A 25707-nucleotide genomic window follows, 5' to 3' on the forward strand; every position below is an offset into this window, starting at 1 on the left:
ACATGTATATGTCGGATGACAACAAGCCTATCGGCTGGTGGCTGAAGGAGGTGGACCGGCTGCTCGAAGCGTCGTTCGAGCGGGTCCTCGCCGCGGACGGGCTGACGCGCCGGCAGTGGCAGGCGCTCAACGCGGCCGCCGGCCCGGAGCCGATCGCGGTGACACTGGCGCCGTTCCTGACCGGAGACCCGGCCGAACTGGCCGCCGTCACGACCCCGCTGGCCGACCGCGGCTGGCTGACCGGCGAAGACCTCACCACCGAGGGCCGGGCTGCACTCGAAACCCTGACGACCAAGGTCCACCAGCAGCGCCGACAGGTCACAGCGGGCATCACCGACAAGGAGTACGCCGCCACACTCAGGATCCTCCGGCGGATGGCCCACAACCTCGCAGCTTCCGCGAGCGTCGACTGACTCCGAACGGGGAGTCTCGCCTGCCGAATCAGGTGCACGATGCTCCCCGGACCGGGTGCACACCCTTCCCGCTGGCCGGTTATTTCACGAGCGACGTCTTACCGGACGCCAGCGATCAAACAACCCGCCAGCGACCGCCCGGACCACGGCGACCACCCGGGACACCTGGGGACATCGGAAATGGCTCCGCTGTGTGATCGCCCAGGCGCGGCGGTCACACAGCGGAGCCGGCCACCTCAGGGGGTGGCTCTCGGTGAGGTGTCAAGAGCCACCGGTGTCCTACCGCCCAGGACACTCGGCCCTGCCTGGCCCGAGGTGTCGGCCAGGAGGTGGTTTGGAACGGCTGGGCGGCGGTGATACAGGGAGCTCAACCGCCAGGCCCAGCCGGGTCGATGGGCGGTGTGGTCCGGTGCTGAGGAGTGCTCCGGACCACACCTGGGTTTCGTCCGGGACTGAGGAGTGTCTCGGACCTTCCAGAGCTGCCCCTGAGCGTGAGGAGACCCCAGGGCGCAGCGAACCGGGTCTGAGGAGGACCCGGAAGGTCAGGTTGTTTCAGTCGGTGCTGTCGAGCGGGCCGAGTACGTCGTTGGTGACTCGGAGACCGGCGAAACGGCGCCGCATCGCCTGTTCGTAGCGGGCTGCCAACGGCGCCTCCGCGACGTACTGAGCGATCACGTGCTCGCCGAACCAGACCCGAACTCGGCGCCGGTGCTGCCTCGACGTCACTTCCGCGATGGTCACTACCTCTCACCCCGTAACTCTGAGCCCTTGCAACCAGTTGGACTTACTGGTTGTCATGGCAGTAATGGTGCACGAGCCCAACGTGACCGCTCTAGGACCTGGACCGGACCTTTGCCGGACCTCTTCCGGACCTCTCGCGGACATCTGGGGGACCGCACCTTGTCGTGGGGCATCAGTCGAGACAACGTCTGATCTGACGTGAACGGGAGGAACGATGGCGGTGAGGTACACGCCAAAGACGGTCCTGGCGCACCTGATCCAGCGCCGGAACCAGACCTACTCCGAGATCGTCGCCGAGTTCGTCGAGCTGGGTGGAACCATCACCGAGCGGCACCTGCGGCGCCTCGCATCGGGCGAGCGCGCGGGGACCACTCCTCAGACCCGGCGCACCCTGCAGCGCATGTTCGGAAAGCCGGTCGAGGAACTCTTCTCGCCGTACGTCCCCGAGCAGGCATCCCAGGTGGTGCCGGCACCTGCCGCGAGTGGACGGATCACGACAGGTAATGAGATGGAGGTTCTCGACATGGCTGCCAGCCGAGCGAGGGCGTTTGCCCTCGCGGCCCAGTCCGGTCTCGGAAGCGAGGCCATGGAACAGGTGTACGACGACGTGCGTCACGTCGCGAAGGCCTACCCGCAGCGCCCGCTGCCAGAAATCCTCGGCCAGCTGGTCGAGACGCAGGACCTGGTCTTCGCGCTGCTGGAGAGCAGGCAACGCCCGGAACACCTGCGGCAGCTGTACTTTCTCGGGGGCGTGACCGGCGGTCTGCTGGCCAAGGCATCCCACGACCTCGGCAACCCACATGCCGCCCTGACCCAGGCGCGGACGGCCTTCCTCTGCGCCGACAACGCCGACCACCACGGCCTGCGCGCCTGGGTGCGCGGCCTGCAGTCGCTCGTCTCCTACTGGGCCGGCAACCCCCACGACTCGGTCCGGTACGCACAGCTCGGCGCCGGGTACGCCGAGCAGGCGAACAGCACCACCAGCGTCTGGCTGCCGGTGAGCGAGGCCCGCGCCTGGGCCGCGCTGGGCAACCCGGAGGCCACTCGGGCCGCGCTCGAGCGGGCCGAGGAGGCCTGGAACACGGTGCGCAACGACGACCTGGACGACATGGGCGGCCTGTGCACCTTCGGCCGGCACCGGCAGCTGTACTACGCGGCCGACGCGCTGGCGTGGCTGCCCGGTGAAGTCGACCAGGCCACGCGGTACTCGAGCCAGGCGGTCGACGCCTACACCGACCAGAACCACCCGGAGTGGGCCTTCGGCGACGCCGCGGGCAGCCAGGCCGCGATGGCGATCAACCGGATCGCCAGTGGCGAGCTCGACGGCGCGGCCGACGCGATCGCGCCGGTGCTGGACCTTCCGGCCGAACGCCGGATCAACGGCGTGGTGCACTCGGCCCGCAGGGTCCATCAGGCGCTGCGGCAGTCCGGGCGCGCGGACGACGCCCGGGAGCTGCAGGAGGAGATCGAGATGTTCACCCGGACCCCGATGCAGACGTTCCCCCGGTAGCCGCCCGGATGGATCCTCTGATCGGCGACCTGACCACGCTGCGCGAATTCCGCCCCACCGATCTGGACGACTATCTCGCCATTGCCGGTGACGACAGGGTGACCACCTGGATGGCCTTCGACAGCTACGACCGCGCCAAAGCGGCCGAGGCGCTGGCCGGCATCATCGAACGGTCGGCCCGGGAGGACCGCCCGGATCACATGCTCGCCGTCACCCGCCGGGACGACGACCGGGTGATCGGCTTCGCCCGGCTGGCGCCCAGCGGGCCGTGGGGAGCGAAGCTCGGCTACGCCATCCACGCCGACCACTGGGGGCACGGCTACGCCACCGACGCCTCCCGGGTGATGCTGCGCTTCGCGTTCACCACTCAGCGCCGGCACCGGGTGACCGCCGCGATCGGCCCGGAGAACGAGGCCTCGATCGCGGTGGTGAAGCGTCTCGCCTTCACCTACGAAGGTCACCTCCGCGACCATGTCTTCACCAACGGCGCCTGGCGCGACTCCCTGCTCTACTCCCTCCTGGAGAACGAGTACGCCGACTGACCGGGTTGGGGCCGGGGGGAGACTGACTATATGGCCGCCACCACTGCTGGACCGCTGGACCCGCTGCGGGACGGGTTGGCGAAGCTGATCATGACCAAGGTGGCGGGTCCGGACCCGCGCGCCGAACGCAACCGGGTACACAACACGCCCGGTCCCCGGTGGTTCGCCCCGGACCGCCCGATCCGGCGGGTGCACGGCGACGCGTCGATGTTCGCCGGTGGACTCCGGGCTCTGCTCCTCCAGTCGCTGCATCCGCTGGCGATGGCCGCGGTGTCGGCCCACTCCGGCTACCGCGGCGACCCGTGGGGCCGGCTGCGCCGGACCAGCTACTTCCTGGCCATCACGACGTACGGCGCGATCCCGGATGCCGAGGAGGCGATCGAGCGGGTCAAGTCCGTGCACGAGCGGGTCCGCGGGACCAGTCCGGACGGGGTGAAGTACCGCGCCTCGGATCCGCACCTGCTCAAGTGGGTCCACGTGGCGGAGGTCGACAGCTTCCTCGCCGCCCACCAGCAGTACGGCGTCGCACCGCTGAACGCCGAGGAGCAGGACCTGTACGTCGAAGACGCGGCACTCGTGGCCCGCAGGCTCGGAGTCATCGACCCACCGACCACAGTGGCCGAGCTGCGGCAGACACTGACGGAGTACCAGCCGGAGCTGCGCGGCACGACCGAAGCCCGCCAGGCCGCCCGCTTCATGCTCGTGCACCCACCGGTTCCGTGGGCCGCGCGCCCGGCGTACGGCGTACTCACGGCTGCTGCGGTCGGGCTGCTGCCGTGGTGGACCCGGCTGCCGCTGCGGCTGCCGTACCTCCCGCTCGCCGAGCGGACCGTCGTACGCGCCGCCGGCAACGGCCTGACCAGGACCATCCGGTGGGCCTTGACGTCCCCAACACTGGGAGAAATCGAAGCGGCCGTAGTGACGCGCCGGTAGGTTGTTCTCGTGCCGCTGCGTCCTCATCGTCCCCTCCCCCTGGCCACGCCGGCGGGAGTCGAGGTGCTGACCAGGATTCTGACTCAGGGCCCGATCCCGCGGGTGGAGATCGCGCGCCGGACCGGACTGTCCCAGGCGGCCGTCACGAAGGCCGTCGCGCCGCTGATCGAGACCGGGTTCGTCACCGACCAGGCACCCGTGCCGGCCGACGACAACCAGCTCGGCATCGGCCGGCCGGTGAGCCCGCTGACCGTGGTCCGCGAGAGCGTCTCGCTGATCGGGTTGAAGGTGACCCCGACCAGCCTGATCGGCGTGACCACCGACTTCACCGCCGGGATCCTGACTGTCCGGCACCAACGGCTCGACGACACGACGCCCGAGCGAGTGATCGACCAACTGGCCGACCTGTCCAGGGAACTGATCACGTCGCTCAAGACGGGTGAGGCGATGGCCGGACCGCTGGTCGGGATCGGTGTCGCGGTGTCCGGTGACGTCGACGCGGCGCACGGCGTCGTCCGGGACTCGCCGTTCATGGGTTGGCGCGATGTCCCGGTCGCGGAGCTGATGGGTCAGCGGCTCCGGGTCCCGGTCGTGGTGACGAACGACGTACGGGCGCTGACCGTCGCCGAGCATTGGTTCGGGGTCGGCGTCGACGCCGACTCGTTCGCGGTCGTGACGATCGGGTCCGGCATCGGCTGCGGGCTCTACATCAACGGCGAGGTCGTGTCCGGGGCGTACGGCGTCTCCGGCGAGCTCGGCCATCTACCGCTGGCCCCGGGTGACCTCGTCTGCACCTGCGGCCGGCGCGGCTGCGTGGAGACGGTTGCTTCGTCCGACGCCATCCTGGCCCGGACCCGGGAGACCACCGGGCGGGCGGACCTGGATCTGGCCGGGGCGATCAAGCTCGCGCACGAAGGCGATGACCACGCGCGCGAGGCGTTCGACCGGGCCGGCGAGGTGATCGGTGCGGCGCTGGCCGCGATGGTGAACCTGGTCGGGCCGGAGCTCGTGGTGATCGCAGGCGAGGGCGTGGCGGAGTACGACCTGTACGAGGACCGACTGCGGCGGACCTTCGCGGAGCATGCGTTCGGCGCCGCCGGCGACTGCCGACTGATGCTGCGCTCGCACACCTTCGACGACTGGGCGCGCGGCGCGGCCGCCACGGTGATCCGCTCCTACGTCCGGGGCGAACCACCCCTCAACCGCTGAGCCGGGCACACAGCCGCACCGTGCGCCCGGGCTCTCGCGAACTTCAGGTCCTGGCCGCGGCCAGGATTTTGCGCCAGACCTTCTTGTAGGACTCCAGGCCGTCGGCGGCGAGCGGACCGCTGGGGCCGGCCGTGATCGACACGCGCTCCGGGATCGTGCCCCAGACCGGGATGCCTTCCTCGGCGTACTGCTGCATCGCTTCCTGGTAGCTCCGGGTGTACGTCCGGGCCGAGCAGATCACCAGGCCTGCCGGGACGCCGTCCGGGACCAGTTCCAGGACCGCCTTGACGCGGGGCGTCTCCACCCCGCCGATCCGGGTCGGGATGACCACGATCCGGGCTCGCTCGAGCGCCTTGTTCAGCAGCCGCTCGTGCGACGGCGGCATGTCCACGATGCCGATGCCTTCGGGCGGCACTTTGTCGAGTGCCTTGTTCAGCAGCCGCTCGGTCGGCGCCTCCTCGATCTCGATCCTGTTCAGATGGTCGTCCTCGGAGGAGTCGACCCAGTCGGCGGCACTGCCTTGTGGATCGGCGTCGACCAGGGTCGCTGTGCGACGGTTGGAAGATGCCAGCGCGGCCAAGTACACCGACGTGGTTGTCTTTCCGACCCCGCCCTTCAGTGCAGCTGTCACGATGATCATGAGAGTGAACTTACCCGGTCCTGTCCGATTTCCGGCGTGTCGTCGGCGTTGCTCACCCACATCGTGATAGTTGCCCCCAGCCCGTGTGAACAAGCTCAAGTGTCCTTCAGCCGCGAATGCGGACCATCTCGACCAGCGAGGCCAGGCCGTCGGCGCTGTGGCCGGCTGCTACCGCGCGGGCGAACAGGGTGGCCAGTGCGCGTGGCAGTGCGGTGTCCAGCCCGGCCTGTTCGAAGGCCTCGACCACGTGCTCACTGCCGACCGCCTGCATCTGCAGGTTGTTCTGGCCGCCGGGATAGACACCTGCGTCGAGGCGATCTGTCAGCGGCTCGACGGGATCCCGCTCGCACTGGAGTTGGCGGCGACCCGGGTCCGGGCGCTCGGAGTGCAAGGTCTGGCGGACCGGCTGAGCGACCGCTTCCGGGTCCTGTCAGGCGGTCGCGGCGTACCGGAGCGGCAGCGGACGCTGCGAGCAACGATCGACTGGAGCTGGGACCTGCTGGACGAGGAGGAGCGCACGATGCTCCGCCGACTGGCCGTGCATGCGGGCACCTTCTCGCTGGAGGCGGCGACCGCGGTCAGTCGCCTGCCGGAGCAGACCGTCCTGAGCCTTGTCGACAAATCACTCGTCGTCGCGGCCGCCGGCCGGTACCGGCTGCTGGAGTCGGTGGCGGACTACAGTCTCGAGCGACTGACCGAAGCCGGCGAGGAGGCGGCGACCCGGCGGCAGCACGCGGAGTACTACCTCTCGCTCGCGCAGAGGGCCGAGCTTCGCGGGCCGGAGCAACAGGCCTGGTTGCGCCGCCTGGACCAGGAGTCCGCCAACTTCCGGGCCGCACTCGATGCGGTTCCGAACCTGAAGCTGGTCAACGCCCTCGCGTGGTACTGGTACCTCCGCGGCCGCCTGGGCGAGGCACGCCGGTCGATCGCCGCGGCCCTCGACGTACCCGGGCAGGATTCGGCAGACCGTGCGGCTGCCACGGTCTGGTACGTCGGCATGACGGCGACCGATGCCAAGGGCACCAACCTCACCGCAGCGAGTGAGGAGGCGCTGAAGCTCTACCCGGAGGAGGGACTCGGGCAGGCGCGGGCGCTGTGGTTTCTGACCACGACACAGTGGGCGTACGGCGACCGGACTCTCCTCCGCGAACGCATCGACCGGGCGATCGCGACCTTCGCACAACACGGCGAGACGTGGGGGCTGGCCGCGGCGCTCAGCACCCGGGCGCAGCTGAACATCGTGCACGCCGGTGTGGACGACATGGTGCGCGACAGCCGACGCAGCCTGGAGCTCTTCGACGAGTTGGGCGACGACTGGGGACGGCTGCAGGCGACGTACTCGCTGATCGTGGCCGCAGAGATCAGTGGGGACTACCCGACCGCGGCGAGGTATCTCGACGATGCGATCCGACGGGCGGAGGATCTCGGCCTGTGGACCGAGGTGTCCTTCCGGACCGCCGGGTTGGGCCGGATCGCGCTGCTCACCGGCGACTACGACCGGGCCGACGAGCTGCACGAGCGGGCCTGGCGGCTGGCGATCGAGCAGTCCAACAAGTCCGCCGAGGAGTACGCCGAGGTCGGACTCGGGCTGTCCGCGCGATGGCAGGGCCGGCTCGAGCAGGCCGAGACGCACTTCACCAAGTGGCTCGGTTGGCTCGAGCAGGTCGGCGGCACCCCCGGCATCGCGTTCATCCGCGCCCAGCTCGGCTTCGTCGCCGAACAACGCGGGGAGTTCACCAAGGCACAAGCCCTGCACCAGCAGAGCTATGCGGCCGCCGTCCAGGTCGGCGACGAGCGGGCGATCGCCTTGGCTCTGGAGGGCCTGGCGGGCGCGGCCGGGGATCCCGGCCGCGCCCTCGAACTGCTCGACGAGGCCGAAGCACTGCGCCGCTCGGTGGGTGTGCCGCTCCCACCCGGTGAACGCTTCGACGTCGACCGGATCAGCCGCCGGGCTACTTCTTGCCCAGCCAGGCGTCGACCTTCGACTGGTTGTCCTTGATCCACTTCTCGGCGGCCGCGTCCGGCGTCATCTTGTCGACGGCGATCATCCGGGCCACGGCGTTCTGGTCCTCGTTGGTCCACTGGAAGTTCTTGACCAGCTCGTACGCCGGGCTGCCCGAGTCGGCGAACTTCTTCGAGACCACCTTGTCCAGGTCGTACGGCGGGTAGTCGCAGGCAACCTTCGCCGGGTCGACATCGCAGCCGGACTTGTACGGCGGCAGGTCGACCTTCACCAGCTTGAGCTCGTTGAAGAACCACTGCGGCTCGTAGAAGTACGCCAGCAGTGGCTTCTTGTTCTTCTCCGCGTCCCGGAACGCCTGGATCAGCGCGGTCTCGCTGCCGCTCTGCACGACCTTGTAGTTCAGCGACAGGTTCTTCACCAGCGCCTCGTCGTTCGTCACGTACGACGGGTCGCCGTCGAGCAGCTGGCCCTTGCCACCGGACTCCGACGTCTTGAACTGGGCGGCGTACTTGTTCAGGTTCTTCCAGTCGGTGATGTCCGGGTACTTCTCGGCCATCCACGGCGGCACGTACCACCCGATCACGCCCTTGACCCCGGTCGAACCCGTCTCGACCGCGACCTTCTGGTCCTCGATGTACTTCTTCTTCAGGTCCTCGTGGCCCCAGTTCTCCAGCACCGCGTCGACCTCGCCGGTGCCGAAGCCCTGCCAGGAGATCTCCTCCTTGAGGTTCTTCTTCACCACTGTGCAGCCGAGATTCTTGCTGGCCACGTACCCGACCACGGCCGCGTTCGCCTCGTACCCGACCCAGGGGCTGACGGCCAGGTTGAACGTGCCGCAGTCCTTTCCACCGCTCGCGGCCGGTTCGTCCGCACCGACCTTCTCCCCGCCGCATCCGGCGAGCGCGAGTGCCGCGGCCGTCAGGACACCGGCGTACCGGAGCTTCTTCACAGCTTGTCTCCTCTAACTGTTCCGTTGAACTTCCGGGTCCGCGCGGCCGCCTGGGTGATGCGGTCGAGCAGGACCCCGAGCAGCACGATCGCCAGCCCGGCGGCCAGTCCCTTGCCGTACAGCTCGCTCTGCGCGAAGCCGGCGGCGACGTCGTACCCGAGGGCACCGGCGCCGACGAGGCCGCCGACCACCACCATCGCGAGCACGTAGATCAGGCCCTGGTTGACCGCCAGTGTGATCGCTCTGCGGGCCACCGGCAGCTGCACCTTGCTGATCACCTGCCAACTGCTGGAGCCGACCGAGTTCGCCGCCTCCACCGTCGCCACCGGCACCGCCTTGATGCCGTCAGCAACGATCTTGGTGGTGACCGGTACGGCGTACACGACGGCGGCCGCGATCGCGGTGAACCGGCTGGTGCCGAAGAGCGCCAGGAACGGCACCAGGTACACGAACGGCGGCATCGTCTGGCCGGCGTCCAGGACCGGCCGGATCCAGGTGTCGACCCGATGCTTGCGCCCGGCCCATACTCCGAGCGCAAGCCCGACGACGACGACCACGACGGTCGCGAGCAACGTCGAGGCCAGCGTGATCATGCTGTCGTGCCACACCCCGGTGACCACCAGCAGCCCCGAGCACACCGCCGCCGGCACCGCACCCCGCCAGCTCCCGAGTACGGCGGCCAACGCCACGACGACCGTGGCGACGAGCCACCACGGCGATCCGGTCAGCAGGGCCTCGAGCGGGTTCAGCAGACCGTTGGTCACCGCGTCACGGACGCCGTACGTGAAACCGCCGAAGGTGTCCTGCACCCAGTTCGTCACGTCGGTGGCGATCACGGCGATCCGCGAGCCGAGGTTCACCGTGTCCGGGAACTCGGCCGCCCATACGTAGGTCCGGGAGAACCAGACCGCGACCAGCACCCCGACCGCGCCCGCGCCGAGCAGGACCTTCCGGCGGACGCTCGCCGTACGCCACGGCCGGTCGCCGGCCGCGGTGGTGACGCGGTCGAGGACGATCGCGATGACCACGATCGCCAGGCCGGCGTTGAACGCGACGCCGACGTCGAGCGTCTGCAGGGCCGTCAGCACGGTCTGCCCGAGACCTGGCGCGTCGATCAGCGCAGCGACCGTCACCATCGACAACGCGGCCATGATCGTCTGGTTGATGCCGACCACAACAGTGCTGCGCGACATCGGCAAGAGGACCTTGGTCAGCGTCTGGCCGCGGGTGGATCCGAGCGAACGGGCCGCCTCGACACTCTCCAGCGGGACCGAGCGGATCGCGTGCGCGGTCAGCCGGACGGCCGGCGGGGCGGCGTAGATCACGGTCGCGATGGTGGCGGCGGCCGGCCCGATCGCGAAGAACAGTGTGAGCGGCGCGAGGTACACGAACGTCGGCAACGTCTGCATCAGGTCGAGCACCAGCGTCGCGACCCGGAACGCGCGATTCGACAGACCGGCCCAGATGCCGAGCGGGATCGCGACGAGCAAGGACAACAGCACGGCCGCGATGGTCAACGAGAGCGTGTCCATGCTCTCCTGCCACAGACCTTGCAACCCGACGAACCCGAGCCCGGCCGCGGTCAGCAGCGCGACCTTCCAGGTCCCGAACGCCCAGGCCAGGTACGCCGCCACCGCGACCACACCGAGCCAGCCGATCACCGGGACCGGACGCCCGTACGACGGTTGGGACAGGACGTTCTGGAGCAGTACGACGAAGTGGTCGACCCCGACCCGGATCGCGTCGAAGACAGCGTTGCCCTGGCCGACGTCGTCGCGGTGATCGGTCAGCCAGCGGTGGAACGCGGTCGTCTCCTGCCCACCCAGAACGAGCGTGTCGATCCCGCGGAGCAGGAAGTACGCCGCTACCCAGGCGACGAGCAGGATCCCGACGATCACGCTGCGGCGCGGCCGTCGTACCTCGAACTCGACCGAGCCGGTGATGGAGGCCATCAGACCGGCTTTTTGTGGGGCGGTGCCACGACGGCGAGGATCTCCTCGTCACCGATCACACCGAGCAGCGTGCCGTTGGAGACGACCTTGACCGGGCGGTCCGACTCCAGCACCAGCCGGGTCGCCTCCCGGACCAGCACGTCCGGGCCGAGCTCCGGTCCGTCCAGCGGCTCCTCCGGGCGCGGTTCACGGACGATCCACCGCAGCGTCAGTACGTCGGCCCGCTGAACGTCCCGCACGAACTCGCGAACGTAGTCGTCGGCCGGAGCACCGACCAGTTCGTCGCCGGTGCCGAACTGCACCGCCGCGCCGTCGCGCATCAGCAGGATCCGGTCACCCAGCTTGAGCGCCTCGGACAGATCGTGGGTGATGAACACCATCGTCTTGCCGACCTCGCGATGCAGGCGCACCACCTCGGTCTGCATCTCGCGACGGATCAGCGGGTCGAGCGCGGAGAACGGTTCGTCGAAGAGCAGTACGTCGGGGTCGTTGGCGAGCGCACGCGCCAGGCCGACGCGCTGCTGCATGCCGCCGGACAACTGCTCGGGGTAGAGGTTCTCGTTGCCGGCCAGTCCGACCAGGTCGATGACCTCCTGGGCGCGGCGACGCCGGTCCGGCTTGCTCTCGCCGCGGATCTCCAGGCCGTACGAGACGTTGTCGATGACCTTGCGGTGCGGCAGCAGCCCGAAGTGCTGGAACACCATCGAGAACTTGCTCCGCCGCAGTGCGCGCAGCCGCTTCTCGTCGGCCGCGCGGAGGTCCTCGCCCTCGAAGATCAGGCTGCCCGCGGTCGGTTCGATCAAGCGTGTGAGACACCGGACCAGCGTGGACTTGCCCGAACCGGACAGGCCCATCACCACGAACACCTCGCCGGGTGCCACGTCGAAGCTGAGGTCGCGGACGGCCGCCGTACATCCGGTCTGGGCGTACAGCGCGGCGCGGTCGAGCGAGGCGAGCTCCGGCCGGCGGGGGACGCGTTGCGCCTTCGGGCCGAACACCTTCCACAGGCCGTGGATCGACAGTAGCGCGTTGTCGTCCTGCACCCCGGGATACTCGAGCTGAGCGGTCACTGGTTCACCCTCGCATCCCCGCCACGCGGATTCTTCGTGAACCGCGACTGTATCCAACCCACAGTCCCACAGCGCGGGCGCGGGTGTCTGCGACGTCAGCGAACGCCCCCACCGTCGCTGTGTCCGTCGTCATCGGGATCGTCGCGGCGCTCGCGGCCGTCGTGCTGCTGGTTGTCCGTCACGTCCGCCAGACCTGGGGCCGGCGGACCTGACTACGGCTGGTACGGCGGTGCTTCACCCCAGCCCCAGTGGGGGACCGGCGCCTCGGGCGGTGGAGTGGCGCCGGCCTGCGAGTTGGACAGGGCGATCCTTGTGCCCCACTCGATGTAGGCGACGAAGGCCGAGCGGAACTCCGGGTCGTCCGGGAGCCCGGCCGGGTCGGCGCTCTGCGCGATCAGGGCAGCCCAGCGCGAACGCTGCTCTTCGGTGAGCGCCAGGCCGAGGTGGTGGCCCAGCATCGCCGGGTAGCCGCCGAGCTCATCGGTGTACCGGCTGTGGCCGCGGAAGACCTCGCCCAGCCAGATCGCCACATGCTCGCGGTGCTTGTCGCTCATGTGCGCGAACACCGGCGCGAGGACCGGGTCGCTCAGCACCTTGTCGTAGAACACCTGGGTCAGCCGCAGCAGCGCCTCATGCCCACCGGCCCAGTCGTACAGCGTCGGAGTCGTCGTCATGTAATGATGTAATCACGAGTACAGGGCAGCGGCGACAGCGGCCAACTCGGCCTCCATCCGGGTCGCGCCGTCCTCGGTGAACCACAGCACGTTCTGCAGGATGCGGCCGGCCGTCCAGCCGAGCGCGCGGCCCCGATCGATCCCGGTGATCTCGAGCATCAGGTCGAACCGGTTCCGGATCGCCTGCGACAGATCGCCGGTCGCGACCAGGTCGTCCCACCGGTTCCACAACACCGGGAAGACCTCGAAGCCGGGATCACCGGCCAGTGGCTTGGGATCGATCACCAGCCACGGCTGCCGCTGCGAGGCCATCACGTTGTAGTAGTGCAGATCCCAGTGCAGCAGCCGGTCGCCGGAGTCGGGCAGCAGCTCGGCCACCTGGGCGGCAAAACGCCGTACCAGCCGCCGCTCGGCCGGATCGGCCAGCCGGGGGATCAGGCCGGGCGCGTCCTCGACCATCGCGCCGGCGATGTCCGCGAGGCGCCGGATCCCGGGCGGCGCCTGTACGGCGCTCAGCCTGACCAGGAGCCCGGCCAGGATGCGAGTCGCCTCGACGTGGTCGGGCAGGTCGTCGAGAGTGCGGGGTTCGAGCCGTTCGAGCAGCAGGGTCGACGTCGCCGGGTCGTCCTCGAGCACCTCGACGACGTCGTCGTGGTTCCAGGTGCGCAGGGCGAGCGCCTCGCCCTCGCTCTCGTCGTTGACCGACTGGAGCTTGAGCATCGCCTCGGTACCGTCCCGCCGGACGACCGGAAGAATCAGCGACGCCTCACCGCTCAGCGGCTCGCCGTTGACAGACAACTGCCATCGTTCGAGGTACGTCGCGGCCGTGCCGGGCAGACTCTCCAGCCACTCGGCCGACCGCTCGCTGTGGTTCCTGATCAGCTTCGCGGGAATCTCGATCACCCTCGGCACAGTAGGTGGTTCGGCCGGGATGTGCTTGGGTTTTCTCCGTGACCGAGGTGGAACGCCGGCACCGGCGAGCGCAGCGCGTGGTGGCAGTGACGTATCTGGGGATCCCGCTGGTGTTGCTGGGGATCGTGGCGTGGATCAGCACGCAAGGACCGGCCGCGACCTGGATCGGTTGCGTCGTGCCGGCCGGGATGCTGGTGCTCGGCTGGATCCTCTGGCGACGGCATCGGTACATGCCGCGCTGGTGGGCCGGCGTCGGCGGACTGTTCGGCGGGATCGCCGGATTGTTCGCGACGCTCTATCCGCTGGTGCTCGGCGTCTGGTGGCCCGCACTCCTGGCGTTGCCGGCGCTCATCGTCGGGCTGGTCGTGGGGCTCGCGTTGGCCCGTGCCGCCGATCGTGCGCTGCTGGTCCCCGTCGTACCTGAACTGGCGGAGACGCCGTACGAACTGGTGTTCCGGTTGCGCGGGATGCCACTGGCCGCGGTCCTGCTGGGCGCGGACGCGGTGACGATCCAGGGCCACCCGTTCCCGCGATCCGAGGAGCAGTCGCGGTCGTATCCGTTGGGCTCGATCACCGGGACCTTCGAGGTGTCGCTGAGTGGTGCCGAGCGGCTCAAGTTCCCGATCGCGATTCCTCACCCGCCGGTCGCGACCGAGGGGCCGGCGGTCATCCTGCAGGCCTCCGGCGACGACTGGGTCCTGCCGAGCAACCAGGCGCCGACCCTTATCGAACTCCTGGACCGGCGCAGGTCCATCGCATAGCCAACGCGAACCCGAGGTCGTCGTACTGCGCTCCAGGGAACACGTCGTCGTAGACCTCGCGGAACTGGGCGCGGGACAAGTAACGGTCGCTCGCCAGGTGATCGAGCCACGGCTTGCTGTGCCAGAACCGGAACTCGAACCACGCATCCCGCAGCCCGAGCCGACGGATCTCCCGCGGAAACCCCAGCCAGGCACCAAGCACATACATGTATCGGGGCGGCGTCGGATACGGATCGCAGACGTTGTCGACGACCGCGACCGTCCCGCCCGGCCGGACCAGGCTCTTGAGGTGCTGGAGGCCGGCCCGGTAGTCGGGTAGGTGGTGCATCATCGTGTGGCTGTAGACCAGGTCGAAGCCGTCGTCGTCGATCGTGAACACGTCGGCCATGCGGTACTCGAGGTTCGGCCGGGATCGCATCCGCCGGGCGAGCTCGATCATCGGCTCGCTCAGATCCACGCCGAGAACCTCGTCGTACTGCACGGCCAGTCGCTCGGCCGCATGGCCGGAACCGCAGCCCGCGTCCAGCGCGCGCTTGCCACGGAGCCCGAGGCCGAGCACCCACTCGACGTTCTGCCCGGGCTGGAGGCTGACGAACCGGTCGTACTCGGCCGCGAAACGATCGAACGAGGCAGGGTCATCCATGCTTCGTACGATGCCGCCCGAGCCGACCTGGTTCACGTGCCGCCGCTAGGAACCCTCGCGCTCCTTGCGGGCGGTTTCGGCCTTCTCCGCCTGCCAGCCGTCCTCGTTCTTGCCCAGCCGCCAGTAGCCGGACAGCGAGACCCGCTCACGCGGCAGGCCGCGCTCCTGGAAGAGGTTCTTGCGGATCCGGAACACGAAGCCGGCCTCGCCATGCACGAACACCTGGACGTCCCCGGCCGGGAAGTCGAGCGCCTCGACCGCGGCGACCAGCCCGTCGCCACGACCGGCGGAACTGCCCGCGCGGTGGAACCAGGTCACGTCGACCTCGCCGGAGCCGCTGAGCTTCTGCTCCTCGGTCTCGTCCCCCACCTCGACCAGGACGGTCGCCCGCGCACCCGGCGGCAACTGCTCGACCGCGGAACCGATCGCCGGAAGCGCACTCTCGTCGCCAACCAGCAGATGCCAGTCCGCGGCCTCGTCCGGCGCGTAGGCGCCACCCGGACCGTTGAACCACAGCACGTCACCCGGCTTGGCCGCCGCGGCCCACGGTCCGGCGATGCCTTCGTCGCCGTGGTACACGAAGTCGATCGCGAGTTCCTTCGCGTCCTCGTCCCAGCTGCGCACGGTGTAAGTCCGCATCGTCGGCCACTGCTCGCGCGGGTAGGTCTCCCGGACCACACCCATGTCCAGCGGCTCCGGATACTCGACCCCGGGCTGACCGAACAGCAGCTTCACGTAGTGGTCGGTGAAGCCGTTGTCGGCGAAGTCCTCGGAGCTGAACACGACCCGGATCATGTGCGGAGTGAGCTGCTCGGTACGGCGAACGGTTGCGCGCTTGCACACGCGGTTGCGACGGGGTGCGGGGCTGGTCACACGACCACGGTCCTCTCGGCGGAAGTTAGGCCTACCTAACTCAGGTTATCCCACCGACGCCAACCGCCGTCTCACGTTCCGAGCCACCTGCACCGCGGTCGTACGGCAGATGGTTTACGGCCAGATGGAGGTGATCCATTCGGGGTGGTCGATGAAGGGGTTCCGGTTGTGTTGGTAGGTGGTGTAGATGACCTCGTTGCGGCGTTTCTCGAAGGCGTCGGGCGGGTCGGCGGCGGCCCAGGCCTTGAGGACGGAGAGCTTGCCGATGTACGGCGCGGAGCCGTTGCCGACGGAGTCGTTCGGCTCGAGGTCGGCGAAGCCGTCGCCGCCGTCGTACCGGACTGCCATGTAGAGGATCATCCGGGCGACATCACCGCGGGCGGCAGGACGCGGGGCGAACGAGTCGGAGTCCGCGGTGCAGCCGGAGCACTGGGCGACGGCGGAGCCGCCGTTGTCGAAGTCGAGGTTGCCGCGGACCCCGTTCACCGACACGTCCTCGGGCCGCAGGTGGTGGATGTCGGTGCCGGGGCCGGTCGCCGTACCGAAGTCGCCGTGGGACTTGGCCCAGACATGCTCGCGGTTCCAGTCGTCCGGGTCACCGCCGTTGGTGGTCTTGCTGATCGAGCGGCCGGAGTAGATCTCGATCACGTTGTTGGTGTTCGCCGGGTCCTGGTCGGTGTCCTTGAGCGCGTTCCAGACCTGGTCGTAGGTGAGCTTGGTCTGGCTCGAGATGATCGTGTGCAGCGCGGCCTTCAGTGCGGGACCGGTCTTGCCCTCCGCGCCGGCGTAGTAGTCACCCGGATCCGGCCCCGGATCATCCGACCCGCCGCCGAACGCGGTCGCGTTCTTCAGGCCCGGGTGCGAGAAGTAGGCCGACAGCGTCCCGGTGACGGTGATCTTCTGACCCATCCGCCCGGGGTTGCTCTGCAGTCCGTACGACGCCCTGAACGCGGAGGGGATCTGGACATACAGCATCGCCGACGTACTGGTCTGCGAGGCCGAGTCCGCCAGCGCCAGCGCGAAGTCGTTCGGGAAGTTGCTCCGGACAACGGTGCTGGTCGCGGTCGGCTGACCGACCACGTACCCCTCGACCGTCGCGGTGGATCCGTCCTGCCGGCCGATCGCCGTACTGACGGAGATCGTCGCGGTGGTCGCCGCCGTCGACGGCGTGATGCCGAAGCCGAGCAGGGCGAGCACAACGGAGACGACCAGGGCGGGACGAAGTGCGCGTGGAATGGGCACGGCAACTCCCAGGGGCGGTTGGGGTCCGGTCGCCCTCAGTCTGCCCACCTGATCGGGTCACCGAACGTCCGGCGGTGAAACCGTCGATGAATTGAGTCGGTGGGGCGGTGAGCATGTGAGTGACGCTCAACCGCCCCACCTGGGTGTATGGGCCCCCATCAGGCCGCGACGAACCGCCGCGGGCCGCTCTGCCCATCCACCAGTGAGGCGCTACTGGCGGGCAGCACCTCACCGCACAGGAGGAGGGCACAGCCCCAGACGAGCGGCCCTCCTGCGGTGGCGTGGTGCGGACGCCGTTTACGGACCGTACTCAGTCCACCACGCATTGTCCATGCCTCAGCGCGGCCGTCTCACCCTACTGACGGGAAACTGACCCGGCAGTGACCTTGGCCAGTACGGCGCTCGCCACCGCGGCGTCGGCCGCACCGATCCCGGTCAGATCGGCCACCGACCGGCGGCTCCGATCCACGCCGTCCCGCAGTACGGCGCCGACCGCCAGGTCGACGTCGTTGCCCACGACACCGGCCCGTACGGCGTTCCCGAAGTCACCGTGATCGAGGCACTGCGCGTGGTCGTCGGTGGCGATGAGCGCTCCCGCGAACACCTCGACCGGCAACTCACCCTTCCCGGGCATGTCGGTCCCGATCCCGGTCACGTGCACCGCGGACCGGAACGCCTCGGCCGGCAACGGCTCCCGAGCAGCGGTCGTCGCGATCACGCATGCCGCGCTATCCAGGGCGTCGGGCCGCGCGTCCAGGCCGTCCTCGGCGAAGACCGCGCAGAGTGCATCGACAGCCTCGGGGCGACGCCCCCACACCTTGACCCGGCGCAGCGGGCGCAGCTCGCACAACCATCGCACCTGCATCCGCGCCTGCTCGCCGGTTCCGAGGACGGCGACCTCATCCACGTCGGCTGGTGTCATCGCATCGGTGATCAGCGCTCCGGCGGCCGCCGTACGCCACGCGGTCAGCAGGCCTTCGTCGGCGAGCACCGCGGCGGGAGCGCCGTTCGTTGCGTCGACGACGAGCATCAGCCCGTTGTTGACCGAGGCGAACGTGCTGGCGATCTTCACCACGAAGTACGGCGAACCGTCGACGTACCCGGCCTTCACGTGGCAGTCGCCGGCATGCTCCGGGAAGTCCAGCACCATCGGAGCCGGGACCGACGTACGACCCTCGGCGTGGGCGATCAGCGCATCGCGAACCGCGCCGAACACAAGCTCCGGCGTGGCGACGCGCGTTATCTCCGCCAGACCGATCATAGGCAACGTCATCCGCGCTTCTCCAACCAGTCGCCCCACACGGCCAAGGCCTCACCGGGATCACTCCGCCCGATGCCGACCCGGAAGCGGTCGGTCGGGGTCTCGGTCAGCGCCGAGCTGTAGATGCTCGACGGCAGCAGCAGTACGCCGACCTGCTCGACGAGCTCAGTGCACATGGCCTCGACACCGTCCGCACCGAGGTAGCGCGGGAAGCAGACACAGCCGCCGTCCGGTGCGGCGAACTCGAACAACTCGGGACAGCGCGCGAAGAACTCGGTGAACACCGGCAGGTTCTCCGCGACGATGCCGCGGTTGCGGCCGAGCACTTGCTCGCGGGCCCGCAGTGCGATCAGTGCGAGCACCTCGCTGGGGGCGGAGTTGCAGATCGTGGTGTAGTGCTTGGCGCGCTCGAGCTTGTCCAGCACGCTCCGATCCCGGCAGGCGATCCAGCCGATCCGCAGGCCGGGTAGCCCGTACGCCTTCGACATCACGTTCAGCGAGAGCGCCGTACCGGACAGGTCTGTTGCTTGTGGCAACGATGGTGCGGAGAGTTCCAGCCCGCGGTACACCTCGTCGCTGAACAGTGTGATCCCACGCTCGTCGCACAGGCGCACCAATTGGTACCAGCTGTCGAGGGACGGGACCGCCCCGGTCGGGTTGTTCGGGAAGTTCACCGACACCATCCGGGTGTTCGGCCGGAGTGCACGCTCGATCGCGTCGACGTCCAGCGCCCAGCCGTCCTCGGGCCGCAGCGCGACACCGCTGACCTCGCACACCGACAGCGGGACGGTCTCGGCAGCCTGGTAGTTCGGGGTCAGCACGACCGCGTGATCCGTCGGCTCGAGCAGCGCTCGCATCGCCAGGTAGAGCGCCTCCTCGGCGCCGGCGAAGCACAGTACGTCGTCCGCCTCGGCGTGCTCGTACGTCGCGGCGATCTCCTCCCGGAGCGCAGGCAGTCCGCGCGTCTTGGTGTAGCCGAGGGCCAGCGACTCCCACCGCTCCCGGCCGTCGTCGTCGGCCAGCGCGAGCAGCTCGGCCAGTGACAACGTCTGCGCGTCCGAGGCCGTCAGGTGGTGCCGCGCACTGAACTCCCACTGCGCGAAGTAGGTCTCCAACCGGAAGTCAGGCAGGGTCGGCATCGGCGGGCTCCTTCCGGGCCTCGGCGAGCAGTTGATAGAGCGCGGAACGGGAGATCCGCAGGGCGCGAGCAACGGCCGGAACCGATCGCCGCTGACTCAGCACGCCGGCGGCGTCCAGCTGACCGAGCAGCTCGTGCCTGTCCGCGCGGCTCAATCGGTCGACCGTCGCGCCACGCTCGCGGACGTACGCACCAACGATCTCGTTGAGCGTCTCGGACCAGTCGTGCTCGAACAGCACCCGCGGCTGGCCGGCCACCGGCGCCGCGAAGGCCGCCAGCAGCCGACTCGCGTCCTCGAAAGCCGTCCGGTCGACGTTGACGCACAGGACGTACGCCGGTTTGCCGTCGTCGTCGCGGATCACGGCACTGACGCTCGACAGCCGGCGGCCGTCGGGCAGCGTCTTCGGGTACGGGCCGTAGACACCTTCGCCGGTCGCGGTCAGCTCGGCCAGCTCACCGAGCAGCGAGGGTTCGCCGGGCTCGCGGCCGGACAGCGGGTTCCAGATGCCGGCGACCTCGTCGGTCACGGCGTCGTGCAGCACGACCTCCGCGTGCGGCGACAGCAGCCGCGCCAGGGCCTCACCGATCGGTGCGAGTTGATCCGGCTTCACGTGTGGACAATAGGTCCACCATGGACAACCTGTCTAGCCGGCGGCGACCGGAACGCGCGCCTGGTCCATCCGCTGCGCCCGCTTCAGGCCGTACAGCAGCAGGCCGATCGAGATCACGCCGACGATGATGTAGGTGACCCAGCCGCCGATCCCGTCCCAGGCGGTGTGCAGGGCGACGGCCAGCGCGTACATGCCGAGGAAACCCGCGAAGTGTTTGCCGCTCGGCACGATCACGAACCGCCAGAGTCCCCAACAGGCCAGACCAGTCCAGGCAGCGTGACCGGCCGGGGAGAGCAGGCCGCGGATGAACAGAGTCTGCTCGGCGGCCCCGACGTTCCCGTCGGACTGCAGCAGCGCGACGAAGGCGTACCCCATCGTCTCCAGCACGGCGAAGCCGGTGCCGACCGCAACGCCGATGACGATCCCTGTCCCGAGCGACGTCCGGTAGCGATGCCCGAAGAATACCACCAGGATGGTCGGCACGACGAGCTTCGCCGCCTCCTCGATCAGCCCGACCCCGAGCATCGGCAAGGTCCCGAGCCGCCGCATCGCGTCGTACTCGAGCAGGCCGGCGACGACCACCCCGACCACGCCACCGAACAGCAGCGAGCCACCGAGTGTCGGGCCGTCGATCAGCCAGCGCCCGGACCGGCCGGCCGCGAACGTCACGAACGTCAGCGGTACGACGAGGGCCCCGAGCAGGATCAGCGTCGGGAACAGATTCGGGTTCCCGGTGTCGGTGAAGACGGCGAGCACCAGAACGTACAGCGCAGCGCCGACCAGCAACGTGCCGAGCCAAGCCCACCTACGCGCCACCTGCTGTGCGGTCATGACCTCGATGGTGCCGGGTGCTGGCGTGGTTGCGCCATGTCGCAGGGACGGCAGTGATGGACAGGCCGGATTCCCGTGACCTGATTGCAAACTCTGTCGGAAGAAGAGGTGGTCCTGCCCCCAACCTCTCGAAGGAGAATCCGATCATGTCCCAACCACGGATCACTGCTGCCACCCTTGCAGCGGTGCTGGCCCTCGGCGCGGTCTCGGTGACCCCGGCCGCCGCCGCGTCACCACCCCCGACCGGGAACACCAGCCCGAAGAGCAGTGCGGTCACCCTGATCACCGGCGACGTCGTCGAAGTGACCGACGCCGGTGGCGGCCGGAAGGCGGCCAGCGTCCACCCGGCGCCGGGCCGCGAAGGCGTCTCGTTCCACACCATCGAGGCCGACGGCGGCCTCCGCGTCCTGCCGAGCGACGCCGTCCCGTACGTCTCCACCGGCGTCCTCGACGTCGACCTGTTCGACGTGGACGAGCTGATCGCCGACGGGTACGGCGACTCTGCCGCCCGGCAACTCCCGCTGATCGTCAAGTACACCCCGGGCCTCCGCGCGTCTGAGGCACTCGCCGGTACGACGACCACCCGCCAGCTCTCGTCGATCGGTGGAGAAGCCGTGGACGCGGCCAAGGACCAGCTGCCCGAGCTGTGGAAGTCCTTGGCTCCGGCGGTCGGTGCTCGCTCGCTGAGCAGCGGTGTCAGCAAGATCTGGCTCGACGGCAAGGTGAAGCCGGTGCTCGACAAGAGCGTCCCGCAGATCGGCGCACCGGACGCGTGGAAGGCCGGCTACGAGGGCTCCGGCGTCCAGGTCGCCGTACTGGACACCGGTGTGGACGCGCAGCATCCGGACCTGGTCGGCAAGGTGAGGGAGGCCGAGGACTTCTCCGGCAGTCCGACCGGCGCGCAGGACCACTTCGGCCACGGCACGCACGTCGCGGCGACCATCGCGGGCTCCGGAGCCGGCGCGGGCGGAACCCGGAAGGGCGTCGCCCCGAAGGCCGACCTGCTGGTCGGCAAGGTGCTCGGCGACGACGGCTACGGCTACGACTCCTGGATCATCGCCGGGATGGAGTGGGCGGCGGCCGAGGGCGCGAAGGTCGTCAACATGAGCCTCGGCGGTGGTCCGACCGACGGCACCGACCCGCTCAGCCAAGCGGTGAACGACATCACCGCGCAGACCGGCACGCTGTTCGTCGTCTCGGCCGGCAACGACGGAGCGGACGAGACGATCGGTACGCCGGGAGCCGCGGCGTCCGCGCTGACGGTCGGTGCCGTGGACCGGAACGACGGGCTGGCCGACTTCTCGAGCCGCGGACCGCGTCTCGGCGACGCCGGACTCAAGCCGGAGATCACCGCACCCGGTGTGGACATCATCGCCGCCCGGGCGGCCGGTACGGCCATGGGTGCACCGGTGGACGAGCTCTACACCGCTGCGTCCGGTACGTCGATGGCCGCGCCGCACGTGACCGGTGCGGCCGCCTTGCTGGCGCAACAGCACCCGGACTGGAAGTCCGACCAGCTGAAGAACGCGCTGGTCAGCACCGCCAAGACCCAACCGAACCAGAGCGTCTACGCCCAGGGCGCCGGTCGCGTTGACCTGACCCGGGCGATTGCGCAGAAGGTGTTCGCCACCGGTGTGGCGGACTTCGGCCTGCAGACGACGACCGGTTCGTCCACCCGGACCATCAACTACCGCAACGACTCGGACGCGCCCGTCACGCTCGCCCTGTCCGTTGCCGTGAGCAACCTGGACGCCGGCAAGCCGGAGACCGACGCCTTCGGCCTCCCCGCCACCATCACCGTGCCCGCGCACGGCAACAGCGACGTACCGGTGGACCTGACCGCGGCCAAGCTCGACCGTGGCCTGCACAGCGGCTGGATCGTTGCCACCGGCCCGGATGGCGTCGTCACCCACACCGCGGTCGGCGCGCTCCGGCAGGGCCCGAAGCACACCGTCACACTGCGAGCGGTCGGCCTCGACGGACAGCCCACCGGCGTCCCGGTCATCTCGCTGTACGGCGACAACTCGCGCTCCGACGTACTGGCCTGGATCCCGGACGGCTCCAGCTACACCGCCGAGGTCGAGGAGGGCACGTACCTGCTGCACTCGCTGGTCGAGAACGGCGACCCGCAGGACGAGAAGGTCAGCCTGTTCACCGACCCGAACATCGTGGTGAGCAAGGACATCGAGGTGGTGATCGACGCGCGCAAGGCGGTGCCGATCACGATCCGGACGCCGAAGCCGTCCGAGCAGCAGGCGGTGCTGAGCTACTACGTGCACCGCGAGTACGGCAACGGCCGCTCGATCAGCCATGGCGTCATGCACTTCAGCACGGTCAAGGAAGTCAGCGTCACCCCGACCAAGCCGGTCAAGGACGGCACCTTCGAGTTCTCGTCCCGCTGGCAACTGGTCGCGCCGCTGGTGCAGGCCACGGTCTCCGGTGTCACCGGACCGCTGGACATCAACCTGCTGCACCAGTCGCCGTCGTACGAAGGCAAGAAGCGGTTCCCGCTCGTATCCGCCGACTCTTCGTTCCAGGGAGTGAAGGGTGCGGTGGCTGTGCTGGACTCGAGTCAGGACGGCAGTGAGCAGGACCAGATCGCGGCGGCCGCGAAGGCCGGTGCCGCTGGGGTGATCCTGGTGCGGCCGGCGGACTGGTCGGCGTGGACCGTCTGGCGCCCGACCGGCGACCGCGAACCGATCCCGGCGATGGTCACCACGTTCAAGGACGGTCACCGGCTGATCGACCGGGCCGAGCGCGGCGACGCCACGATCGACCTGACCCTCACCACCTCGAGCCCGTACCTGTACGACGTCCAGCAGGTCTCGACCGGGTCCATCCCGAGCAAGATCGACTACAAGGTGACCGCGGCCAACAGCGCGCGGATCACCACTGGCTACGCCGACAACGGCGGCTTCGACTGGGCCAAGGAGCAGCGGTTCGGGTGGCGGCCCTGGCAGGAGTACTCCTGGAACGACTCGCAGCGGTTCGTGCAGACGCCGAAGGTGCGGGAGGAGTGGGTGACCTCCGGTGACTCGCTCTGGCAGCACCGGGTGCACCACCTCTACACCTGGGACGAAATGAACCCGCTCGCCGGTGGCATGACCACGCTGCCGGGCACCTACAAGAACGGCAACTCGACCGAGACATGGTTCGGTCCGGTCGTCCGCCCGGCCGTCGCACCGGGTGTGGTGTCGAGCCGGACCGGCGACCGGCTGTCGCTGCGGATCCCGTCGTTCGTGGACGCGGACGGGCACTACACGATCGGCGAGACCAGCTCGGCCGGCGCCAAGCTGTCGCGCAACGGTCAGGTGATCGCCGAACTGCCGGACGCGTGGGAGGACGTGATCACCTCCAGCGACACGGCGGCGTACAAGCTGGACCTCGCCACCTCGCGGATCGACGCTGACGGGGAGTGGACCTGGGCGACGAACACGGAGACCTCGTGGGAGTTCCGGTCCGGTAAGCAGGCGGAGGACAAGGCGACGCCGCTGCCGCTGCTGCAGGTCGGCTACAAGGTCCCGACCGACCTGACCGGTCGTGTCGGTGCCAGGACGCATGTCGTCGGCTTCGAGGCACCCCGGTCAACCACGTTGAGTGCCTGGGCCTCCTTCGACGAGGGCAAGACCTGGCGGAAACTCCTCGTGGTAGGTGCCCTCGGCCACTATGTCGCCGTGGTCGCCAACGCCCACGACACCGTCTCGCTGAAGGTGCAGGCCACCGGCCCGGACGGCGCGAAGTTCACGCAGACAGTGATCCGCGCCTACGGCGTGAAGTAATAGTCCTGGGCGGGCCCGCCTGGTGAGGCGGGCCCGCTCAGATCCAACCGCGCTTGGCGGCCTGGAACGCCAGGCCGGTGCGGGTGTCGACGCCGGCCAGCGCCATCATCCGATCGAGCCGGCGCTGGACGGTACGGCGACTGATGCCCAGCTGCGACGCGATCGACTTGTCCGGCACACCGGCGACCAGCAGTGACAACAGGAACCGCTCGTTGTCGTCGAGACCCTCCGACTCCTCGGAGTCGCCGCGCTGGAGCTTCACCGGTGTCGCCTGCTCCCAGTGGCTCTCGAAGAGCGCCAGCAGCGCGTCCAGGAGTTGGCCGCGGCTGATGACAGCGGCCGTCGGCTCGCCGATCCCCAGTTCGTCGTCACGGACCAACGGGCAGACCGCTGTCGAGCGGTCGACGATCGCCAGCCGGACCGGGAGGGTCGGCAACGCGCGAGCCTCCTCGCCCCAGCTCACCCCTTCGGCGATCGAGTCGAGTTCGCCCGGCGTCTCGAGCAGGGCGCGTTCGTAGATCGCGCGGTACCGGACGCCGCGGGTCAGAGCGCCGTACTCCTCGGTGTTGTCCGCGCCCTGCATCGCCAGTGGGTTGGCGCGGCAGAACCAGAGGATCTCCTCGCGCGCCGATTCCTGCAGGTCACGCAGCCGCTCCCGGAGCGCGGTCGCGCCGACGATCACCTCGACCAGGTGGTGCGCGTCGCGGCGGCTCGCACTGGCGCGGAACTCCTCGCTCAACGCCGCCACCGTCTTGCGGGCCGTCTCCAGCGACTCCTGCCGGCGGAGCAGCGTCGTACCGAGGGCCACGTCGGGCGGGAGCGGGCGGAACACCGGGTCGTCGACCTCGGTGGCCGCGACCAGTCCCTTCGCCTGCAACCGCTGCAGTACCTCGGCCGCCTCGTGCTGGGTCAGCTCCGCGACTTCGGCGAGCTCCGCGGACCGGGCGGCGGACAGCCCGACCAGCAGGCGGTAGGTCTGCTCCTCCCGGGCATCAAGCAACAAACCTTCCTGCATGGGCGGCCCCCTCTCGGCGCGGTAGTCCACCTAATCAGGCGTTAC

At 69.3% G+C, this 25707-nt stretch carries 25 protein-coding genes; 9 read left to right on the plus strand and 16 right to left on the minus strand.

Features of this window, described 5'->3' with window-relative positions; translation table 11 throughout:
• Window positions 1-2: 2 nt before the first annotated feature.
• Window positions 3-413, plus strand: a complete 411-nt coding sequence (locus AB0I34_RS01975; RefSeq protein WP_360437810.1) for a MarR family transcriptional regulator — start codon at window positions 3-5, stop codon at window positions 411-413.
• Window positions 414-965: 552 nt separating this feature from the next.
• On the opposite strand, the gene AB0I34_RS01980 is transcribed toward AB0I34_RS01975, so the two are convergent.
• A complete protein-coding gene (locus AB0I34_RS01980) occupies window positions 966-1154 on the minus strand; it encodes a hypothetical protein (RefSeq protein WP_360437813.1) in 189 nt (62 codons plus the stop codon).
• A 214-nt stretch (window positions 1155-1368) separates the two neighbouring features.
• Between AB0I34_RS01980 and AB0I34_RS01985 the strand changes: the two genes are divergently transcribed.
• From AB0I34_RS01985 to AB0I34_RS02000, 4 genes are all read left to right on the plus strand, one after another.
• Window positions 1369-2664, plus strand: coding sequence for an XRE family transcriptional regulator (locus AB0I34_RS01985; RefSeq protein WP_360437815.1), 1296 nt, complete (start codon window positions 1369-1371; stop codon window positions 2662-2664).
• Window positions 2665-2672: 8 nt separating this feature from the next.
• A complete protein-coding gene (locus AB0I34_RS01990) occupies window positions 2673-3206 on the plus strand; it encodes a GNAT family N-acetyltransferase (RefSeq protein ID WP_360437818.1) in 534 nt (177 codons plus the stop codon).
• A gap of 30 nt (window positions 3207-3236) precedes the next feature.
• Window positions 3237-4139: an oxygenase MpaB family protein gene (locus AB0I34_RS01995; protein WP_360437820.1), complete on the plus strand. Its 903-nt coding sequence runs from the start codon at window positions 3237-3239 to the stop codon at window positions 4137-4139.
• Window positions 4140-4202: 63 nt separating this feature from the next.
• Complete coding sequence (locus tag AB0I34_RS02000; RefSeq protein WP_360437823.1) at window positions 4203-5348, plus strand: ROK family transcriptional regulator; 1146 nt, start codon at window positions 4203-4205, stop codon at window positions 5346-5348.
• Window positions 5349-5391: 43 nt separating this feature from the next.
• Here the strand turns inward: AB0I34_RS02000 and AB0I34_RS02005 are convergent, their stop codons facing one another.
• Complete coding sequence (locus tag AB0I34_RS02005) at window positions 5392-5988, minus strand: ParA family protein (protein ID WP_360437826.1); 597 nt, start codon at window positions 5986-5988, stop codon at window positions 5392-5394.
• A gap of 106 nt (window positions 5989-6094) precedes the next feature.
• Window positions 6095-6313, minus strand: coding sequence for a hypothetical protein (locus tag AB0I34_RS02010; protein WP_360438133.1), 219 nt, complete (start codon window positions 6311-6313; stop codon window positions 6095-6097).
• Between AB0I34_RS02010 and AB0I34_RS02015 the strand changes: the two genes are divergently transcribed.
• Window positions 6236-7987, plus strand: a complete 1752-nt coding sequence (locus AB0I34_RS02015) for a tetratricopeptide repeat protein (protein ID WP_360437829.1) — start codon at window positions 6236-6238, stop codon at window positions 7985-7987. The genes AB0I34_RS02010 and AB0I34_RS02015 overlap by 78 nt on opposite strands.
• Here the strand turns inward: AB0I34_RS02015 and AB0I34_RS02020 are convergent.
• From AB0I34_RS02020 to AB0I34_RS02030, 3 genes are read right to left on the minus strand one after another with little or no spacing between them, the layout of a single operon-like run.
• Window positions 7941-8900 carry an ABC transporter substrate-binding protein gene (locus AB0I34_RS02020; protein WP_360437832.1) on the minus strand — a complete coding sequence of 320 codons (960 nt, stop codon included), beginning with the start codon at window positions 8898-8900 and terminating at the stop codon, window positions 7941-7943. The two genes, AB0I34_RS02015 and AB0I34_RS02020, sit on opposite strands and share 47 nt — an antisense overlap.
• Window positions 8897-10852, minus strand: a complete 1956-nt coding sequence (locus tag AB0I34_RS02025; protein WP_360437835.1) for an ABC transporter permease subunit — start codon at window positions 10850-10852, stop codon at window positions 8897-8899. The genes AB0I34_RS02020 and AB0I34_RS02025 overlap by 4 nt, the downstream gene beginning before the upstream one ends.
• On the minus strand, window positions 10852-11922 hold the full coding sequence (locus AB0I34_RS02030; protein WP_360437838.1) for a glycine betaine/L-proline ABC transporter ATP-binding protein: 1071 nt from the start codon (window positions 11920-11922) through the stop codon (window positions 10852-10854). The genes AB0I34_RS02025 and AB0I34_RS02030 overlap by 1 nt, the downstream gene beginning before the upstream one ends.
• Window positions 11923-12005: 83 nt before the next feature.
• Between AB0I34_RS02030 and AB0I34_RS02035 the strand changes: the two genes are divergently transcribed.
• A complete protein-coding gene (locus AB0I34_RS02035) occupies window positions 12006-12134 on the plus strand; it encodes a hypothetical protein (protein ID WP_360437841.1) in 129 nt (42 codons plus the stop codon).
• Here the strand turns inward: AB0I34_RS02035 and AB0I34_RS02040 are convergent, their stop codons facing one another.
• A complete protein-coding gene (locus AB0I34_RS02040; protein ID WP_360437844.1) occupies window positions 12135-12596 on the minus strand; it encodes a group II truncated hemoglobin in 462 nt (153 codons plus the stop codon).
• Between the two features lie 12 nt (window positions 12597-12608).
• Complete coding sequence (locus tag AB0I34_RS02045; protein WP_360437847.1) at window positions 12609-13499, minus strand: aminoglycoside phosphotransferase family protein; 891 nt, start codon at window positions 13497-13499, stop codon at window positions 12609-12611.
• A 47-nt stretch (window positions 13500-13546) separates the two neighbouring features.
• Here AB0I34_RS02045 and AB0I34_RS02050 point away from each other — a divergent pair, with 47 nt between their 5' ends.
• Window positions 13547-14269, plus strand: coding sequence for a hypothetical protein (locus AB0I34_RS02050; protein ID WP_360437850.1), 723 nt, complete (start codon window positions 13547-13549; stop codon window positions 14267-14269).
• Here AB0I34_RS02050 and AB0I34_RS02055 read toward each other — a convergent pair.
• The 7 genes from AB0I34_RS02055 to AB0I34_RS02085 all read right to left on the minus strand — a co-directional run bounded on the left by AB0I34_RS02055 (window position 14232) and on the right by AB0I34_RS02085 (window position 20868).
• Window positions 14232-14912, minus strand: a complete 681-nt coding sequence (locus tag AB0I34_RS02055) for a class I SAM-dependent methyltransferase (protein WP_360437853.1) — start codon at window positions 14910-14912, stop codon at window positions 14232-14234. The genes AB0I34_RS02050 and AB0I34_RS02055 overlap by 38 nt on opposite strands.
• 45 nt (window positions 14913-14957) lie before the next feature.
• A complete protein-coding gene (locus AB0I34_RS02060; RefSeq protein ID WP_360437856.1) occupies window positions 14958-15785 on the minus strand; it encodes a siderophore-interacting protein in 828 nt (275 codons plus the stop codon).
• A gap of 114 nt (window positions 15786-15899) precedes the next feature.
• Window positions 15900-17027, minus strand: coding sequence for an endonuclease (locus AB0I34_RS02065; protein WP_360437859.1), 1128 nt, complete (start codon window positions 17025-17027; stop codon window positions 15900-15902).
• A 355-nt stretch (window positions 17028-17382) separates the two neighbouring features.
• Entirely contained in the window at window positions 17383-18300 is a 918-nt protein-coding gene (locus AB0I34_RS02070; protein ID WP_360437862.1) for a hypothetical protein, read from the minus strand.
• Window positions 18297-19427, minus strand: coding sequence for a pyridoxal phosphate-dependent aminotransferase (locus AB0I34_RS02075; protein WP_360437865.1), 1131 nt, complete (start codon window positions 19425-19427; stop codon window positions 18297-18299). The genes AB0I34_RS02070 and AB0I34_RS02075 overlap by 4 nt, the downstream gene beginning before the upstream one ends.
• On the minus strand, window positions 19411-20037 hold the full coding sequence (locus AB0I34_RS02080; RefSeq protein ID WP_360437868.1) for a PAS domain-containing protein: 627 nt from the start codon (window positions 20035-20037) through the stop codon (window positions 19411-19413). Before AB0I34_RS02080 ends, AB0I34_RS02075 begins: the two co-directional genes overlap by 17 nt.
• 33 nt (window positions 20038-20070) lie before the next feature.
• The gene (locus AB0I34_RS02085) at window positions 20071-20868 is read right to left on the minus strand and encodes a PrsW family intramembrane metalloprotease (protein WP_360437871.1); all 798 of its coding nucleotides are present in this window, start codon (window positions 20866-20868) and stop codon (window positions 20071-20073) included.
• A 146-nt stretch (window positions 20869-21014) separates the two neighbouring features.
• On the opposite strand from AB0I34_RS02085, the gene AB0I34_RS02090 reads away from it, so the two are divergent.
• A complete protein-coding gene (locus AB0I34_RS02090; RefSeq protein ID WP_360437874.1) occupies window positions 21015-24647 on the plus strand; it encodes a S8 family serine peptidase in 3633 nt (1210 codons plus the stop codon).
• A 37-nt stretch (window positions 24648-24684) separates the two neighbouring features.
• On the opposite strand, the gene AB0I34_RS02095 is transcribed toward AB0I34_RS02090, so the two are convergent.
• A complete protein-coding gene (locus AB0I34_RS02095) occupies window positions 24685-25662 on the minus strand; it encodes a helix-turn-helix domain-containing protein (RefSeq protein WP_360437877.1) in 978 nt (325 codons plus the stop codon).
• Window positions 25663-25707: the final 45 nt, after the last annotated feature.

It is taken from the genome of Kribbella sp. NPDC050281 (genome assembly GCF_040655855.1).
Lineage (GTDB): Bacteria > Actinomycetota > Actinomycetes > Propionibacteriales > Kribbellaceae > Kribbella.

Excerpts from the sequence above, each read along its gene's own strand:
- AB0I34_RS01975 (WP_360437810.1), top strand. The coding sequence starts at position 3 with ATGTATATGTCGGATGACAACAAGCCTATCGGCTGGTGGCTGAAGGAG.
- AB0I34_RS01985 (WP_360437815.1), top strand. The coding sequence starts at position 1,369 with ATGGCGGTGAGGTACACGCCAAAGACGGTCCTGGCGCACCTGATCCAG.
- AB0I34_RS01990 (WP_360437818.1), top strand. The coding sequence starts at position 2,673 with ATGGATCCTCTGATCGGCGACCTGACCACGCTGCGCGAATTCCGCCCC.
- AB0I34_RS01995 (WP_360437820.1), top strand. The coding sequence starts at position 3,237 with ATGGCCGCCACCACTGCTGGACCGCTGGACCCGCTGCGGGACGGGTTG.
- AB0I34_RS02005 (WP_360437826.1), bottom strand. The coding sequence starts at position 5,988 with ATGATCATCGTGACAGCTGCACTGAAGGGCGGGGTCGGAAAGACAACC.
- AB0I34_RS02025 (WP_360437835.1), bottom strand. The coding sequence starts at position 10,852 with ATGGCCTCCATCACCGGCTCGGTCGAGTTCGAGGTACGACGGCCGCGC.
- AB0I34_RS02040 (WP_360437844.1), bottom strand. The coding sequence starts at position 12,596 with ATGACGACGACTCCGACGCTGTACGACTGGGCCGGTGGGCATGAGGCG.
- AB0I34_RS02055 (WP_360437853.1), bottom strand. The coding sequence starts at position 14,912 with ATGGATGACCCTGCCTCGTTCGATCGTTTCGCGGCCGAGTACGACCGG.
- AB0I34_RS02070 (WP_360437862.1), bottom strand. The coding sequence starts at position 18,300 with ATGACGTTGCCTATGATCGGTCTGGCGGAGATAACGCGCGTCGCCACG.
- AB0I34_RS02075 (WP_360437865.1), bottom strand. The coding sequence starts at position 19,427 with ATGCCGACCCTGCCTGACTTCCGGTTGGAGACCTACTTCGCGCAGTGG.
- AB0I34_RS02085 (WP_360437871.1), bottom strand. The coding sequence starts at position 20,868 with ATGACCGCACAGCAGGTGGCGCGTAGGTGGGCTTGGCTCGGCACGTTG.
- AB0I34_RS02090 (WP_360437874.1), top strand. The coding sequence starts at position 21,015 with ATGTCCCAACCACGGATCACTGCTGCCACCCTTGCAGCGGTGCTGGCC.
- AB0I34_RS02095 (WP_360437877.1), bottom strand. The coding sequence starts at position 25,662 with ATGCAGGAAGGTTTGTTGCTTGATGCCCGGGAGGAGCAGACCTACCGC.